The sequence below is a fragment of the Bradyrhizobium sp. WSM1253 genome, assembly GCF_000244935.1.
Lineage (GTDB): Bacteria > Pseudomonadota > Alphaproteobacteria > Rhizobiales > Xanthobacteraceae > Bradyrhizobium > Bradyrhizobium canariense.
Genome location: NZ_JH600073.1, coordinates 2,981,778 through 2,997,055, shown reverse-complemented (window position 1 = coordinate 2,997,055; position 15,278 = coordinate 2,981,778). Strand labels below are relative to the sequence as shown.

At 63.8% G+C, this 15,278-nt stretch carries 14 protein-coding genes; 10 read left to right on the top strand and 4 right to left on the bottom strand.

Annotation, left to right across the window (positions count from 1 at the left end; translation table 11 throughout):
• Positions 1–566 precede the first annotated feature (566 nt).
• Complete coding sequence (locus tag BRA1253DRAFT_RS15620; RefSeq protein WP_007595843.1) at positions 567–1,571, top strand: hypothetical protein; 1,005 nt, start codon at positions 567–569, stop codon at positions 1,569–1,571.
• Positions 1,572–1,585: 14 nt separating this feature from the next.
• Here the strand turns inward: BRA1253DRAFT_RS15620 and BRA1253DRAFT_RS15615 are convergent, their stop codons facing one another.
• Positions 1,586–2,164, bottom strand: a complete 579-nt coding sequence (locus tag BRA1253DRAFT_RS15615; protein WP_007595842.1) for a MarR family winged helix-turn-helix transcriptional regulator — start codon at positions 2,162–2,164, stop codon at positions 1,586–1,588.
• A 426-nt stretch (positions 2,165–2,590) separates the two neighbouring features.
• On the opposite strand from BRA1253DRAFT_RS15615, the gene BRA1253DRAFT_RS15610 reads away from it, so the two are divergent.
• On the top strand, positions 2,591–3,880 hold the full coding sequence (locus BRA1253DRAFT_RS15610; RefSeq protein WP_007595841.1) for an MFS transporter: 1,290 nt from the start codon (positions 2,591–2,593) through the stop codon (positions 3,878–3,880).
• A 112-nt stretch (positions 3,881–3,992) separates the two neighbouring features.
• A complete protein-coding gene (locus BRA1253DRAFT_RS15605; RefSeq protein ID WP_007595840.1) occupies positions 3,993–4,880 on the top strand; it encodes a dienelactone hydrolase family protein in 888 nt (295 codons plus the stop codon).
• A 7-nt stretch (positions 4,881–4,887) separates the two neighbouring features.
• On the opposite strand, the gene BRA1253DRAFT_RS15600 is transcribed toward BRA1253DRAFT_RS15605, so the two are convergent.
• Positions 4,888–5,742 carry an SDR family oxidoreductase gene (locus BRA1253DRAFT_RS15600; RefSeq protein ID WP_007595839.1) on the bottom strand — a complete coding sequence of 285 codons (855 nt, stop codon included), beginning with the start codon at positions 5,740–5,742 and terminating at the stop codon, positions 4,888–4,890.
• Between the two features lie 145 nt (positions 5,743–5,887).
• Between BRA1253DRAFT_RS15600 and BRA1253DRAFT_RS15595 the strand changes: the two genes are divergently transcribed.
• Positions 5,888–6,604, top strand: coding sequence for an HAD family hydrolase (locus BRA1253DRAFT_RS15595; RefSeq protein ID WP_007595838.1), 717 nt, complete (start codon positions 5,888–5,890; stop codon positions 6,602–6,604).
• A 66-nt stretch (positions 6,605–6,670) separates the two neighbouring features.
• Here the strand turns inward: BRA1253DRAFT_RS15595 and BRA1253DRAFT_RS15590 are convergent, their stop codons facing one another.
• On the bottom strand, positions 6,671–7,078 hold the full coding sequence (locus tag BRA1253DRAFT_RS15590) for a nuclear transport factor 2 family protein (protein ID WP_007595837.1): 408 nt from the start codon (positions 7,076–7,078) through the stop codon (positions 6,671–6,673).
• A 100-nt stretch (positions 7,079–7,178) separates the two neighbouring features.
• Positions 7,179–8,663 carry a mannitol dehydrogenase family protein gene (locus BRA1253DRAFT_RS15585; RefSeq protein WP_007595836.1) on the bottom strand — a complete coding sequence of 495 codons (1,485 nt, stop codon included), beginning with the start codon at positions 8,661–8,663 and terminating at the stop codon, positions 7,179–7,181.
• A 145-nt stretch (positions 8,664–8,808) separates the two neighbouring features.
• Here BRA1253DRAFT_RS15585 and BRA1253DRAFT_RS15580 point away from each other — a divergent pair, with 145 nt between their 5' ends.
• From BRA1253DRAFT_RS15580 to uxuA, 6 genes are all read left to right on the top strand, one after another.
• Complete coding sequence (locus tag BRA1253DRAFT_RS15580) at positions 8,809–9,618, top strand: FadR/GntR family transcriptional regulator (protein WP_007595834.1); 810 nt, start codon at positions 8,809–8,811, stop codon at positions 9,616–9,618.
• Between the two features lie 104 nt (positions 9,619–9,722).
• The gene (locus tag BRA1253DRAFT_RS15575) at positions 9,723–10,682 is read left to right on the top strand and encodes a sialic acid TRAP transporter substrate-binding protein SiaP (RefSeq protein ID WP_035969018.1); all 960 of its coding nucleotides are present in this window, start codon (positions 9,723–9,725) and stop codon (positions 10,680–10,682) included.
• A 135-nt stretch (positions 10,683–10,817) separates the two neighbouring features.
• Complete coding sequence (locus tag BRA1253DRAFT_RS15570) at positions 10,818–11,396, top strand: TRAP transporter small permease (RefSeq protein WP_007595831.1); 579 nt, start codon at positions 10,818–10,820, stop codon at positions 11,394–11,396.
• Positions 11,397–11,400: 4 nt separating this feature from the next.
• Positions 11,401–12,807 (top strand): TRAP transporter large permease, encoded by a 1,407-nt coding sequence (locus BRA1253DRAFT_RS15565; protein ID WP_007595829.1) that lies wholly within the window; start codon positions 11,401–11,403, stop codon positions 12,805–12,807.
• The gene (locus BRA1253DRAFT_RS15560) at positions 12,804–13,853 is read left to right on the top strand and encodes an L-idonate 5-dehydrogenase (RefSeq protein ID WP_007595827.1); all 1,050 of its coding nucleotides are present in this window, start codon (positions 12,804–12,806) and stop codon (positions 13,851–13,853) included. The genes BRA1253DRAFT_RS15565 and BRA1253DRAFT_RS15560 overlap by 4 nt, the downstream gene beginning before the upstream one ends.
• Before the next feature lie 13 nt (positions 13,854–13,866).
• Positions 13,867–15,057: a mannonate dehydratase gene (uxuA, locus tag BRA1253DRAFT_RS15555; protein ID WP_007595825.1), complete on the top strand. Its 1,191-nt coding sequence runs from the start codon at positions 13,867–13,869 to the stop codon at positions 15,055–15,057.
• The last annotated feature ends 221 nt before the right edge of the window (positions 15,058–15,278 follow it).

Below are 15,278 nucleotides of genomic sequence, written 5' to 3'. Positions count from 1 at the left end.
TAGAACAGTTGCGCCAAGTTGCTCATGCGTCCGAACGCCACTGTACTTTGTCGATCTCCTCGCTAACTGGCGAGAATCACTTGAGTAGGACCGTAACAATTGCCGATTCCCGATCAAGCGTGCGCAACTAAGCGTTTGCTACACGTGCTTGATGCTGTTGATTCGTTTCGAGTTGTTTCTTTGTATGTTCAATCGCATCAGTTGATTTGGAATTCGAACTAGTTTTGCACCTTGGCGGTTCTAAAGTTCCGCATCCCCGTATGATTACAGCTATTTTGGGCGGTGCTGCGCTTCATGCAAATTGAGGGATTTCAACCCCGGATTGACTCCCGTCATCGTCTTTCCACGTGCGACAATTCGACTCATGTATGGCGAGGCGACTCCAGCTTGGCGAAATCTTGGCGAGGGTGTGTCTTTCGAGTCGCACTCTCGCCACGTGCGTGACGCGTTTGACTCATGTGACGTCGCACCGCGCGTGATGAAAAGTTTTGGATGCGCACGTTTCAGGCAAGCTTCGGCAAATAACGTCACCGTTCGACAGATCGAACCGAACGGAGCATTCTCGCATGTTGTCCGATGGACAAGCTCGTCCCAACGCGACCGCGGATGTCTCCGCAGCGGCGAAACCGGCTGCGGAGACGCGCGATGCCAAAGACAATGCGGCGCCGACGGCCAAGCCTTCTGCAAATACCAAGCTTTTTGCAAACACCAAGCCTTTTGCAAATACCAATCCTTCCGCGACTACCAAGCCTGCTGCGAACACCAAGCCTGCGCCGGCAGCAGCGAGTGATGAAACTCTGGCGAAAGAGGCGCTCGAGGGTCTGAAGCGTATTCGCGCCAAGGCGCGCCTCGACAAGATGGCAATCCCCAAGCCTACGCCCATCGTGATCAAGCCGGCCGTGATCGTGGCCAAGCCGCCGCCGCCGCGTCCGACATGGGTCGCGCCGCTCGCGACATTGGCGGTCGCTGCGATCCTGGTCGTCTGTGCCTGCACCGGCGTGATCGCCTATTTCGCCATGCAGCCCGCCCAGAACAACGTCGCGGCCAATACTGAGATCAGGAATCTGCGCGAGACGGTGGCACAACTGCGCAGGCAGGTGTCGGGCGTGTCCGACAATCTCGACGGCCTGCGCACCGCGGTCGATCAGTCGAGCAAGGCGACCAATGACCGTTTTGGCCGTTTTGGCGAGAATCTGGATCGCATCGAACGGGTGAGCTCGTCCTCTACGGTGAAGCTCGACAAGCTTGCCCAGGTGCAGGCCCAGGCTCCGGCGCCCGTCGCTTCACAGCCAATGCCGATGATGGCCTCGGCTGCTACGCCCGAGGTCACGGGATCGGTAGCACCGTCCGAGCGCATTTCGGCTCCGCGCAAGACGGTCAAGGGCTGGTCAGTCCGCCAAGCCTATGAGGGGATTGCGATCCTGCAAGGCCCGAACGGCGTCATCGAAGCGGTGCTGGGACAGCAAGTGCCCGGCCTTGGCCGCATCGAGGAGATCAGAAACGAGAACGGACGTCTGGTGGTCGAGTCCAGCGGGGGCGTCATCTATTCGTCACGCAAGGCGACGCCCTGATCGAGGGCCGCCTTCTATTTACGGTGATGCTCGAAACTGGTGCATAGCAGATCGACCTCCGCCTCCGCGATCGGCGCGCGAAACAGGCGGCAGCTGAACTCGGCGGTCGTCCTGCTGTCCGTGGTGCTGCGATCTTCGCGGAGGAAGATGCATCGCTTGCAGACGTCGGTATGGTGCCGCTGTTCGGCTGCGTCCGACTGATCCAGCACGTGGCGGAGCGCGTCGCGGAAGCCGACCTTCGCCTCATCCTCGAGCACGCCGATGGACTCGATGAGGACGTTGACGGGGTCGCGCACCAGGAACTTCTTGCCCTGTTGTGTCACGCTCAGCATCACTGACCGCTTGTCCTGGGCCGAGCGCTTTCGCTCGAGATAGCCGAGCCGCTCCAGCTCGCCAATGATGAACGAGGCGGTGCCGCGCGTGGTGCCGACGTAACTCGCGAGCGCCGACGGCGTCCGGGAAAACCGGTTGGCGCGGGAAAGGAAACGCAGCGCCATCCACTCGCGGTCGCGCAAGCCGTGCTTGGCGCCTTCGAACCACAAGATACGGGCGACCTGTTCCAGCAGTTCGATCGATTCGCGAGCCAAGTTCATTTCAATTCCAGGTCGGATAAATCTTGATTCAATTGAGCTTTTGGTAGCGCAATCCTGGCGGCTGATAATGAAGATCCCGAGGGATGCGGAACCTTCCGACCGTGGAACTAGAGTGTCACGAAGAAAGTTCGAGTAAATCGCCCGGCTCAACTCTTCTGAAAATTTCAGTCAAATGACCGCGGCTTTGCGTGCAAATTCCGCTAGCGCGGGATGTGCGTGCGGCACGATGTGTCGTTGCGACTACCGCAAAGCCCATTTGTTGCGCGATGCGCCTCGAATTGCGCGAGCGGACGGGGCGGCCGCAACTGGGGCAGCGGAAAAGGGGACGGGGGAACCACCGTTTTCGGTTAATGAATGTTGCGTTGCAATGCGGCCAGGCGGTTAAATCGAAATAGGATCGAGCCCGGGAATGCCAGAGTGTCGTCCGTGATCGAGCAAGTGAAGCCGTTCAGCGTCAAGCGCGCAGCATTGGCCGCCACCGTCGGCAACATGCTCGAATTCTACGACTTCATCACCTACAGCTTCTTCGCCATCCAGATCGGCCATACCTTCTTCCCGACGGGAAGCGAGTACGGCAGCCTGATGCTGTCGCTGGCGACCTTCGGCGCCGGCTTCGTGACGCGGCCGATCGGCGGAATCGTGCTCGGGATCTATTCCGACCGGATCGGCCGGCGGCCTGCCATGCTGCTGAGCTTCGCGCTGATGGGGCTATCGATCCTGACCATCGCGCTCACGCCGTCCTATCAATCGATCGGCCTTGCAGCGCCCGTCATCGTGATCGCGGCGCGTATGGCGCAAGGCTTTGCTTTGGGCGGGGAGGTTGGACCGACCACCGCCTATCTGATCGAGATCGCCCCGCCCCAGCATCGCGCGCTGGTGGTGGCCTGGCAGCCGGCGAGCCAGGAGATCGCCGCGACCGCGGGCGCACTCGTCGGCGTCATCCTGAGCAGGACGATGGCGCCAGAGATGCTCGACGCCTATGGCTGGCGGGTGGCGTTTCTGATCGGAGCGGTGTGCCTGCCGTTCGGGTTCTGGATGCGCCGGACGCTGCCCGAGACGATCCCGCAGGCCGAAGCCGGTGCCCGCACCGTCGAGCACACCAGTCATCTTTCGCAGGCGAGACGGCACCTTGGCGTCATCGGACTTGCACTGATGATCCTGGCAAGCGGCACGATCTCGACCTACGTCACCCAATATATGACGACCTATGCGCAGAACACGCTGCATGTGTCGTCGACACTGGCTTTCGCCGTGTCGCTGGTCAGCAATGGCATCCAGTTTGTCGGTGCGCTGGTCGGGGGCTGGCTGGCAGATCGTCTCGGTCGCAAGCCGGTGATGATCTGGCCGCAGCTCGCAACGCTGCTGCTGACCTACCCGACCTTCCTGTGGATCGTCCATGCCCCAGGCGCGTTGTCGCTCCTGGTTGGTTTCGGTGTCCTGTCCGTCATCGGCTCGCTGCCGTTCACTGCGTTCTACGCGACCTTCACCGAGGCGCTGCCCCAGAGCATCCGCGGCGGTGTGTTCGCGACCGTCTATGCGGTCGCGATCGCCAGCTTCGGCGGTACGGCGCAGCTCGTGGTCACCTGGCTCCTCCACGTCACCGGCAATCCGCTGGCGCCGGCCTGGTACCTGCTGCTTGCGGCGATCGTCGGACTAGTCGCGATGAGCCTCATGCCCGAGACTGCGCCAGTGAAACAGCGTCAGAACAAGACCTGAAAACAAGTCCTGAAAGCGGCGCGCTCGCAGGCTGGTGATTTGCGTTTCGCTGGCAATTATTGGCGAATGCGCGCCTGACAGATCAGGGCCGCACATCAGGAAGGATGAACCCATGAGTATCGAGACCACCATGACATCCGACGTCGTCGGGCTGACCAAGGTCGCCCCGGTCTCGCGCCGCGGGTTCATGAGCGCGACGGCGGCCGTCGCCGCCGGCTACACGCTTGCGGCCGGGCCCGTGCGCGCCGAGGCGATCACGACCGACACCGGCGGCCTCCAGACCGGGGACGCGAAGATCAAGGTCGGCTCCGAACAGATGCCTGCGTATTTTGCCCGCCCCGCCGGCAACACCAAGGCGCCGGTGATCATCGTGGCGATGGAGATTTTCGGCCTGCACGAATACATCAAGGACGTGACGCGACGCCTCGCCAAGCTCGGCGCATTCGCGATCGCGCCCGACTATTATTTCCGCAAGGGCGTCGATTTGACCAAGGTCACCGAGATCAAGGACCTGCTGCCGATCGTCAATGCCAAGCCGGACGCCGAGCTGCTGTCCGATCTCGACGCGACCGTGGCGTGGGCGGGATCGCAAGGCGGCGACACCGGTAAGCTCGGCATCATCGGCTTCTGCCGCGGCGGACGCACCGTGTGGGAATATGCCGCCCACAGCGGCACGCTCAAGGCCGGCGTCGCCTTCTACGGTCCGCCCGTCGATCCAGCCAATCCGCTGTGGCCGAAGAGCCCGATGCAGCTCGCGCCCGAGATGAAGGCACCGGTGCTCGGCCTCTATGGCGGCGCCGATACCGGCATTCCCGTCGCCCAGGTCGAGCAGCTCAAGACAGCCTTGGAGCAGAACAAGAAGACGGCCGAGTTCAAGATCTATCCGGAAGCGCGGCACGGCTTCCATGCCGACTACCGCGGCAGCTACCGCAAGGACGCCGCAGAAGATGCCTGGAAGCAGGCCCAGGCCTGGTTCAAGAAGTATGGCGTGTTGAGCTGACGCTTGGTCATGATCCTCGTTCCCCCGCTTGCCACAACGCATCGAGGGCGTGGCGGTAGGTCGGATACGCAAGCGTGACGCCGAGCTTGCGCTTCATTTTCGCGTTGGAAACACGAGCGCTGCTGGCATAGAAGCTGCGGGCCATCGCCGACATCTCGGCGGTCTCGAACGGCTCTTCCGGCGGCGGTGCAACGTTCATCAGCTTCGCCGCGTAAGCGATCACGTCCTGCGGCGGTGCCGGCTCGTCGTCACAGACGTTCCACGTGCCGCCGCTCGGATGATGAATCGCGGCCATGATCGCGCTTGCGATGTCGTCGACGTGGATGCGGTTGAACACCTGTCCCGGCTTGATGATGCGCCGGGCCGTTCCAGCGCGCAGCGTCACCAGTGCGTTACGGCCGGGGCCATAGATACCCGCAAGCCGCAGGATCGCGGCGTCGCCACCGGTCGTGTCGGTCCATGCCTGTTCCGCCGCGACCCGCATGCGCGTGCGGTCGAGGCCGGCCTGCGGCGGCGTGCTCTCGTCGACCCAGCCGCCGGCGTGATCACCATACACGCCGATCGTGGAGAGATAGATGATCCTGCGGTCGCCGCCCGCCGCAAGCAGGCCGGAGAAGGTCGCGATGGCGGGATCGCCACTGCCGCCGGGCGGGATCGAGACGAGAAGGACATCCGCGTCGCGCATGCGTTCGACCGTCTCGCGTGCCGGAATGCTCCCGGAGAAGGCGTGTACCTCGATGCCGGCGAGGTCGCCCCGCTGCGCGGGATCGCGCACCGTGCCGGCGATATGCGAGAAGCCGCCACCGAACAGGCGGACGAAGTGCCGGGCACTGTAGCCGAGACCCAGGATAAAGAGCCGCATACGTCTTCCTTGCAGGTCGGAGTTCCCGTTCGCGCCGCAGCGCGCCCTCCGCTCATAAGAGATTTTTGGGTCCGGCAAAAGATATTGCGATTTGTCCCGCCCGCCCGTGCAGGCGATGGTCGCTCGTCGGAGGGACGCATCGAACATGCAGGCAGAAGCGCCCGCCATAATGGTATCTGACGCGGCTGAGCTGGTCCGCCGCGCCGCCGCGCTGATCTTCGATGTCGACGGCACGTTGGCCGAGACCGAAGAGCTGCATCGGCAGGCCTTCAACCATGCCTTCGCCCGCCACGGTCTCGACTGGCAGTGGGACCGGGCCGTCTACAAGGACCTGCTGCGGGTCACCGGCGGCAAGGAACGGATCCGCGCCCACCATGAAAGGCTGAGGATCGCCGCGCCATTATCGGATGTGGACATCGCGGAACTCCACCGCATCAAGACTGCGCATTTTGCCGAACTGGTCGAGACCGGCTGCTGCCCCTTACGGCCCGGGGTGACGGATCTGCTCGCTGCTGCCAAGGCGCGCGGCCAGCGGCTCGCGATCGCGACGACCACGTCACACGGCAATATCGATGCGCTGCTGTCGCGGGCCCTGGGAAAAAGCTGGGCCGCGGATTTTGATGCGATCGTGGCCGGGGATGACGTGCGGCATAAAAAGCCTGCGCCGGATGTCTATTTCGAGATCCTGGCGCGGCTGAAGCTCAACGCGTCCGACTGCATCGCGATCGAGGATTCCGCCAACGGCCTGATCGCGGCCTCACGAGCGAACATTCCCGTGCTCATCACCAGAAGCATGTTCTTCTGGGACGACGATTTTAGCCAGGCGCGGGTCGTGCTGGATGATCTGTCCGGGCTCGGGTGAGGCCAAAACAAAAAAACTGAAAAACAACCCCATGCACAGTAGAATGTGCCTGCGGGCCGGACGCCCTCAATGGACGCGGTGGCTCGCTCTATCGTCCTCAGCTTGCTCGACAATCTGCGCGATCGGGCTCGACTGGTGGTGCACCAGGCGCCAGTCGTTGCCGACGCGCCGGAAATGGTTGGCCGCAGCCAATGCCGTGCCGTCGACGATCTCGATGCAGAGCACGCGCGCGCTGTCGCCATCGACGATGGCCTGCGGTTCCGCGCACACGATCTGCGGCCGTTCCGGGCTCTGCAGGATATCGCGCCAGCTTCCGATCACCGTGGCCCGGCCGATGATGGCCGGCCAGCCGGGATGAATGCAGGAAATGGCGTCATCGTCCGCCCACATCCGCTCCATTTCGTCGAAATCGCCGGTCGAAAAGGCGGCGTAGAACGCTGCGTTCGCCGCGATCACCTTGCTGTCCTTTGCCATGCCTCTCGGGTGGGGCAATGACAGACAAAAATCAAGCAAGACTTCCGTCGACTTTCCGTTCGATCTGGACCGCAATGCAGCATTGCTGCCCGTTTTGTGGTCACGCGGAGACCAGAGTCTCCACCGCCCGCCGCGCGCCGTCCTGGTAGAGTCGGCCGAGTGCTCCGGTCACGGCCTCGCGCAGGCGCGGCTCCGCGCCCAGCGACCCGAACACTTTTCCGACGCCGAGCAGCGCAGGCGCCAATCGTTCGGCGACGGGACCTGCCTCGCGCGCCAAGCCAGCGAATTCGGCGGCGAGCGGATCGCGCACGTCGATGGTGCGGCCGTTCTCGTCGAGGCCGGTGACGTAGCGCATCCAGCCGGCCACCGCGAGCGCATGCGTCGCGATCGGCAGGTTGCTGGTGAGACGATCCTGGATCGCGCCGAGCAGGCGCTGCGGCAGCTTTTGCGAGCCATCCATCGCGATCTGCCAGGTGCGGTGATGCAGCGCCGGATTGGCGAAGCGCTTGAGCAGCGAGGCGCGATAGGCGGCCAGGTCTGCGCCGGTAGGCATCGTCAGCGTCACCGCGGCCTCTTCCATCACCTGCGCGGCGAGGCGCGCGAAATGCGGATCCTGCATGGTGTCGGCGATGGTCTCGTGGCCGGCGAGATAGCCGAGATAGGCCAGCGCCGAATGGCTGGCGTTGAGCAGCCGCAGCTTCATCAACTCGAACGGCTTGACGTCACTGACGAGCTCGACACCCGCTGCGGCAAGATCGGGCCGCCCCGCCGTAAAGCGATCCTCGACTACCCATTGCGTGAACGGCTCGGTCATGACGGGCCATGCGTCGCGCAAACCGAGCGCCGACGAAACCGCATCGCGGTCACCATCCGTCGTCTCCGGCACGATGCGGTCGACCATGGTCGAGGGGAAGGCCGCCGTATCTGCGATCCACTTGCCGAGATCCTTCGAGCGCAGCGCGGCGAATTGCGTCACGATCCGCTGCACGGTGTGGCCATTGGCGGCGAGGTTGTCGCAGCTCAGCACGGTGAACGGCGGCGCGCCCAGGGCCCGCCGGCGCGCCAGCGCAGCGACGATGAAGCCGGGAGCCGAGCGCGGCGCGTCGAAATTGTTGAGGTCGTGCACGACATCAGGATGCCTCTCGTCGAGATCGCCGGTCTGCGGCGTGTGGCAATAGCCTTTTTCGGTGACGGTGAGGGAGACGATGCGAATGGCGGGATCGGCCATTCGCTCGACCAATCGTGCCGGGCTTTCGCGCGCGACCACGCTGTCGAGCAGCGCACCGATGATGCGGTGTTCGGTGGCTTCGGCCGCACGGACGGCAACCGTATAGAGATGATCCTGCGGGGCGAGGGCGTCGCGTGTGTCAGGGCTGCGCAAGCTGGCGCCGACGATGCCCCACGAGGTGGCGCCGGCCGCAAGGCAATCGTCGATGACCACGGCCTGGTGGGCGCGATGAAACGCGCCAAGGCCGAGATGCACGATGCCGGGCGTGACCCGCGAACGGTCGTAGGCCGGGCGGCGGATGCCTTGTGGCAGCCGGTCGAGATTGGCGCGGCCAAGGCGCGTTGGATCAAGGCGCATGGTCGTCTCTCCCCTTGTTTGGCCGCTGCTTGACATGGCGCCTGTCCTCGGTCAATGCTGCGGTCAATTGGTAAGACCAATTTTCCAAAATTGGCGGGCCGCGGGCAGCGAGAGCTGCCGGCATGACCCTTTCGGGAGGACCAGCGTGCCGCTGGAAGCTGTGGAGGCGAGACGGCTTTATCGCCAGGTCGCCGATCAATTGCGAAGCCTGATCGACAGCGGCGAGTACGCGGTCGGCAGCCGCTTGCCGACCGAGCGCGAACTCGCCGAGCAGCTCAAGATATCCAGGCCGACGGTGCGCGAAGCCCTGATCGCGCTCGAAGTCGAGGGCCGCCTCCGCATCCGCGTCGGTTCCGGCATCTATGTGATCGAGCCCGCGGCGGTTGCGGCGACCGCGCCTGCGTCCGTCATCGAGGGCCCGTTCGAGCTGTTGCGTGCCCGCGAGTTCCTGGAAAGTGCCATCGCCGAAGAAGCCGCGCGCGTGGCGACGAAGGACGACGTTGCCCGTATCGATGCGTCCCTTGTCGCGATGGAGAATGTAGAACACCCCGGCGAAGCCTCGATGGTCCACGACCGCGCCTTCCACGTCGCGATCGCCGGAAGCCTCGGCAATGCCGTTCTGGTGCGCGTCGTCGGCGAGCTGTTCGACCAGCGCCTCAACCCCTATTTCGCGCAGCTTGCGCATTATTTCGAAAGCCCGGGCACGTGGCGCACTGCGCTCGACGAGCATCGCGCGGTGCGCGACGCGATCGCGGCGCACGATCCCGGGGCCGCGCGCGATGCGATGCGCGATCATCTCGCGAGATCCCAGGAGCGCTTTGCGCAGAACTTCGGCGCCGAGAAGGTGGCAGGACCGTCGTCCGGGCGGGTGGCGCGATCGACGGCAAAGCCGTCAAGACCGCAACGTGCGCCGAAGAAGAAGCGAGTCACGAGCAGCAGCGCGCGACCGCGATGAGATTGTGCGGCCCGCACCCGCGTCGGGGGCGGGCGGACAAGAAGCAGATTTAAAAGAAGCAGACTTGAAAAATGGAGGAAAAGTCAGTGTTGAAAAAGATGACAATGGTGCTGGCGGTCTCGGCCGCGGCGATGATTGCGACGACTGGCGCCGGCATGGCGCAGACCAAGCTCAAATGGGCCCATGTCTACGAGACCTCGGAGCCCTTCCACACCGCCTCAGTGTGGGCCGCGCAGGAAATCGGCAAGCGCACCAATGGGCGTTATGCGATCGACGTCTATCCGGCGTCGCAGCTCGGCAAGGAAGCCGACATCAACCAGGGCCTCTCGCTTGGCTCGGTCGACATCATCATCTCCGGCTCGAGCTTTGCGGCCAAGAGCTTTCCGCCGATCGGCGTGACCTATTATCCCTACACCTTCCGCGATGCCGATCATCTGCTCGCCTACACCAAGAGCGACATCTTCAAGGAGCTCACCAAGGGTTACGAGGACAAGAGCGGCCACCACATCCTCGCGGTGACCTATTACGGCGTGCGCCAGACTTCGTCGAACAAGCCGATCAAGACCTGTGCCGACCTCAAGGGCCTCAAGATGCGCGTGCCCGACGTGCCCGCTTATCTGGCGATGCCGCGCGCCTGCGGCGCCAACACCGCGCCGATCGCGTTCGCCGAAGTCTATCTGGCGCTCCAGAACGGCACCGTCGAGGCGCAGGAGAATCCGCTCACCACGATCGAGGCCAAGAAGTTCTACGAGGTGCAGAAGCACATCGTGCTGACCGGCCACATTGTCGACCATCTCAACACGGTGGTGGCCGGTGCGCTCTGGAAGAAGCTCAGCGACGAGGACAAGAAGATCTTCACCGACGTCGCGCAGGAAGCCGCCGCCAAGGCGACCGCGGAGATCAAGCAGAATGAGGCCAAGCTGGTTGCCTTCTTCAAGGAGAAGGGCCTGACCGTGACCGAGGTCGACAAGAACGAGTTCCGCGACACCGTTCTGAAGAACGTCGCGTTCGAGACGTTTGGCTATCGCAAGGCCGACTGGGAACGCATTCAGGCGGTGAAATGACGACGTAGTCGTCATCCCGGGGCGGTCCGCAGGACCGAACTACGGTGCGCAATCGCGCACCTGAGAATCTCGAGGTTCCGGGTCTGGTGCTAACGCACCATCCCGGAACGACGTGATCAGTTTGAGGAGCAACCCATGTCCACCGCCGAAACGCACCGGCAGATCACCGCGGACGAGATCGCCCACACCTTCGAGGAGGAGGCGGCACCCAAGGTCGATCTCGGCATCTACGCTTTCGAGGACTGGGTCGCGCTGGCGATCTTCTGGGTGATGGCGCTCGCCGTCTTCCTGCAGTTCTTTACCCGCTACGTGCTCAACGACAGCTACGCCTGGACCGAGGAGATCGCGACCTACTGCTTGATCGGCGTGGTCTTCATCGGCTCCTCGATGTGCGTGCGGCTGTCGCGGCACATCCAGGTCGATCTGATCTACCGCTATCTGCCGCATGTCGCGGCGCGCGCTTTGTCGACTGTCATTGATCTGATCCGGATCGTCTTCTTCGGCTATGCCATCAAGCTGGTCTGGGTCTACATCCAGATCATCGGCGACGAGTCCATGACCACGATCAATCTTCCCAAGGACTACGTCTATTACGCCGTGCTTGCCGGCTTCGTGCTGATGTTCGTCCGCTCGGTGCAGGTGGCCATCCAACATTTGCGGCAGGGCTACTCGATCCTCGAACGTCCCGGCGCCTACGACGGTTTTGAAGGGTAATCCCATGTTGCTGTTGCTTGGAGGCTTTCTCATCCTGATGCTGCTCGGCGTGCCCGTGGCGATCGCCATGGCTGCGTCGTCGCTGCTCTACATCCTGGTCAGCGGGGTGACGCCCGACGTCACGCTGGCGCAGCGCATGATCGCCGGCGTCGAGAGCTTTCCGCTGCTCGCCGTGCCGTTCTTCATCCTGGCCGGCAATCTCATGAACATTGCCGGCGTCACCGGGCGCATCTACAAATTCGCCGTCGCGCTGGTCGGCTGGATGCGCGGTGGCCTCGGTCACGTCAACATCATCGGCTCGGTGATCTTCTCCGGCATGTCCGGCACCGCGATCGCGGATGCTGCCGGCCTTGGCACCATCGAGATCAAGGCGATGAAGGATCACGGTTACACCACGGAATTCTCCGTCGGCGTCACCGCGGCGTCCGCCACGCTCGGCCCGATCATCCCGCCGTCGCTGCCTTTCGTGATCTACGGCATGATGGCGAACGTCTCGATCGGCGCGCTGTTTCTGGGGGGCGTCATTCCAGGCGTCGTGCTGACGCTGCTCATGATGGCCACCGTCACCTACTTCGCGCACAAGAACAAATGGGGCAGCGATACGCCGTTCTCCTGGCCGCAATTGGGATCGGCGGGGCTCGAGATCCTCGTCGTACTGAGCTTCCCGATGGCCGTCTGGCTTCTGACGGTCGCCGGCCTCTCCACCAATTGGGCCGTTGGGATTGGCCTGGTCGCGCTGCTCGCGCTCGACTGGTACTTCGATTTCTCGGCGGTCATGGCCTTGATGGCGCCGGTGATCCTGATCGGCGGCATGACGCTGGGCTGGTTCACGCCGACGGAGGCTGCCGTCGCCGCCGTGATCTGGTCGCTGTTCCTTGGCCTCGTGCGCTACCGCACCATGACGCTGAAGACGGTGGCGAAGGCGACCTTCGACACCATCGAGACCACGGCCTCGGTGCTGTTCATCGTCACCGCTGCCTCGATCTTTGCCTGGCTGCTCACGGTGTCGCAGGCAGCCCAACTGCTGTCGGACTGGATGCTCGGCATCACCCATAATAAATGGGTCTTCCTGGCGTTGGCCAACGTGCTGATCCTGTTCGTCGGCTGCTTCATCGACACCACGGCGGCGATCACCATCCTGGTGCCGATCCTCTTGCCGATCGTGCTCAAGCTCGGCATCGATCCCATCCATTTCGGCCTGATCATGACGCTGAACCTGATGATCGGCCTGTTGCACCCGCCGCTCGGCATGGTGCTATTCGTGCTGGCACGCGTGGCAAAGCTCTCGGTCGAGCGCACCACGGTCGCGATCCTGCCCTGGCTGGTGCCGCTGATGCTCGCGCTGATCGCGATCACCTACATTCCCGAACTGACCCTCTGGCTGCCAAAATACATGGGACTTTCCAAATGACCTCCACTGCTCTCGCCGCAACCCTGTTCGGCCCCGAAGATTTGCGTATGGTCGAGCATCCGCTCGACAAGCTCGCTTCAGGCATGGTGCGCATCCGCTTCGGCGCCGGCGGCATCTGCGGCTCGGACATGCATTACTTCCGCCACGCCCGCACCGGCGATTTCGTCGTGAAGTCGCCGCTGGTACTCGGCCACGAGATCTCGGGCGAGGTCGTGGAGATCTCCGGGTCTGCCGCCAATCTGAAGCTCGGTGACCGCGTCGCCGTCAACCCGTCGCGCTGGTGCGGCCATTGCGTCGCCTGCCGCGAGGGCCGGCCGAATCTGTGCGAGAACATCTACTTCATGGGCTCGGCGTCGAAGACGCCTCACATGCAGGGCGGCTTCGCCAACTACTTCGACGCCATCCCGGCGCAGTGCGTCAAGATTCCCGATCACGTCTCCTATCAGGCGGCAGCGCTCGCCGAGCCGCTCGCGGTCTGCCTGCACGCGGTCGCGCGCGCCGGTAACATCGAGGGCAAACGCGGCATCATCTTCGGTGCCGGCCCGATCGGGCTTCTGACCATGCTCGCCGCGCACCGCGCCGGCATGGCCGACATCACGGTGGCCGACATCGCGCCGGCGCCGCTGGCCTTTGCGATCCGGCTCGGCGCCTCTCACGTCGAGAATGTCGCAGCCGGCGAGGAAGGCCTGAAGGCGCAGGCCGCGTCGCGCCCGTACGATGTCGCTTTCGAAGTCTCAGGCACGGCTGCAGGCCTTGCCAGCGCGATCGGTATCGTCAGGCGCGGCGGCGTTGTGGTGCAGATCGGTAATTTGCCGGGTGGCCAGATTCCGGTGCCGGCGAATGCGGTGATGGCCAAGGAGATTGACCTGCGCGGTTCGTTCCGCTTCGGGCTCGAGTTCATGACGGCGGTGGAGCTGATTGCGGACGGCAGCATCGACGTGCTGTCGCTGGTCACCGCCGAGCGGCCGCTGTCCACCGCGCCGGACGCGCTGCGGCTGGCGCTCGACCGCTCGCAGAGCGTCAAGGTCGTGCTGACCGCGAACTGATTGGAGAGGCCGCATGATGCTCGAAGGATGGCGCTGGTACGGGCCGGACGATCCGGTCTCGCTCGATGATGTCAGGCAGGCCGGCGCGAGCGATATCGTCTCGGCGCTGCATCAGGTGCCGATCGGTGAAGCCTGGACCCGCAAGGCGGTCGAGGAGCGCAAGAACTTCATCGAGAACGGTCAGCCCGGCCGCTCGCAGCTGACCTGGTCGGTGGTGGAATCGATTCCGATCCCCGACGACGTCAAGCGTCTCGGCGGCAAGGCGACGAAGTCGATCGAGGCATGGATCGCGAGCCTGGAGGCGGTGGCCGCCTCAGGCATCAAGATCATCTGTTACAATTTCATGCCTGTGGTGGACTGGTGCCGCACCGATCTGGAGTGGGAATTGCCGAACGGCGCCCGCGCGATGCGCTTCGACCAGGATCGGTTCGCGGCGTTCGAGCTGCATATCCTCAAGCGCCCCGCCGCCGTGCAGGACTATTCACCGGAGCAGCAGGCGCGCGCCAAAAAGCTGTTCGACGGGATGAGCCAGGCTGACATCGATTATCTCGTCATGGTGATCGCCAGCGCGCTGCCGGGTTCGACCACCGAGCCGATGACCATTCCGCAATTCCGCGACCGGTTGGAGACCTATCGCGACATCACGCCAAAGATCCTGCGGCAGCATCTCGCCGAATTCCTGGGCCGCGTTGCGCCCGTCGCCGAGCAGCTCGGGGTGTCGCTGACGCTGCATCCGGACGATCCGCCGCGTCCGCTGTTCGGTCTGCCGCGCATCGCCTCCAGCGCCGAGGATTACCAGGCGCTGTTCGACGCCGTGCCGTCGAAGGCCAACGGCATCTGCCTGTGCACGGGATCGCTCAGCGTGCGCCCTGAGAACAATCTCCCCGCCATGGCCGAGCGCTTCGGCCCGCGCATCGCCTTTGCACATCTGCGCGCGACCAAGCGCGAGGCCGACGGCCTGTCGTTCTACGAGTCCGATCATCTCGACGGTGACGTCGACATGGTCGCTGTGCTCAAGGCGCTGCTGAAGGAGAACGCGCGGCGTTCGCCCGACCGGCAGATCGTGTTTCGGCCCGACCACGGCCACCGCATGCTGGACGATCTCGCGGCGACCAAGCGCACCAATCCGGGCTACACCGCGATCGGTCGCCTCCGCGGTCTCGCCGAGCTGCGCGGCGCAATCCGCGCGATCGAGCATCAATAGGGGCCAAAGCTCTATCCGCACCGTCATTGCGAGCGCAGCGAAGCAATCCAGAATCCCGCCGCGGAAAGACTCTGGATTGCTTCGCTGCGCTCGCAATGACGTGGAGGAGAGGTGCCTCGTCTCAACCTTGTCCTCTTAAGCGCGACGGCAGAATACGTCCCGGGCACGCGCACAGATTGTCAAAGTTCCAGCCATATGCGAAGGTAGCGCCATTCCGTTTT

Excerpts from the sequence above, each read along its gene's own strand:
- BRA1253DRAFT_RS15590 (WP_007595837.1), bottom strand. The coding sequence starts at position 7,078 with ATGGCAAAGGACAGCAAGGTGATCGCGGCGAACGCAGCGTTCTACGCC.
- BRA1253DRAFT_RS15585 (WP_007595836.1), bottom strand. The coding sequence starts at position 8,663 with ATGCGCCTTGATCCAACGCGCCTTGGCCGCGCCAATCTCGACCGGCTG.
- BRA1253DRAFT_RS15575 (WP_035969018.1), top strand. The coding sequence starts at position 9,723 with ATGGTGCTGGCGGTCTCGGCCGCGGCGATGATTGCGACGACTGGCGCC.
- BRA1253DRAFT_RS15565 (WP_007595829.1), top strand. The coding sequence starts at position 11,401 with ATGTTGCTGTTGCTTGGAGGCTTTCTCATCCTGATGCTGCTCGGCGTG.
- BRA1253DRAFT_RS15600 (WP_007595839.1), bottom strand. The coding sequence starts at position 5,742 with ATGCGGCTCTTTATCCTGGGTCTCGGCTACAGTGCCCGGCACTTCGTC.
- BRA1253DRAFT_RS15595 (WP_007595838.1), top strand. The coding sequence starts at position 5,888 with ATGCAGGCAGAAGCGCCCGCCATAATGGTATCTGACGCGGCTGAGCTG.
- BRA1253DRAFT_RS15620 (WP_007595843.1), top strand. The coding sequence starts at position 567 with ATGTTGTCCGATGGACAAGCTCGTCCCAACGCGACCGCGGATGTCTCC.
- BRA1253DRAFT_RS15560 (WP_007595827.1), top strand. The coding sequence starts at position 12,804 with ATGACCTCCACTGCTCTCGCCGCAACCCTGTTCGGCCCCGAAGATTTG.
- BRA1253DRAFT_RS15570 (WP_007595831.1), top strand. The coding sequence starts at position 10,818 with ATGTCCACCGCCGAAACGCACCGGCAGATCACCGCGGACGAGATCGCC.
- BRA1253DRAFT_RS15615 (WP_007595842.1), bottom strand. The coding sequence starts at position 2,164 with ATGAACTTGGCTCGCGAATCGATCGAACTGCTGGAACAGGTCGCCCGT.
- uxuA (WP_007595825.1), top strand. The coding sequence starts at position 13,867 with ATGATGCTCGAAGGATGGCGCTGGTACGGGCCGGACGATCCGGTCTCG.
- BRA1253DRAFT_RS15605 (WP_007595840.1), top strand. The coding sequence starts at position 3,993 with ATGAGTATCGAGACCACCATGACATCCGACGTCGTCGGGCTGACCAAG.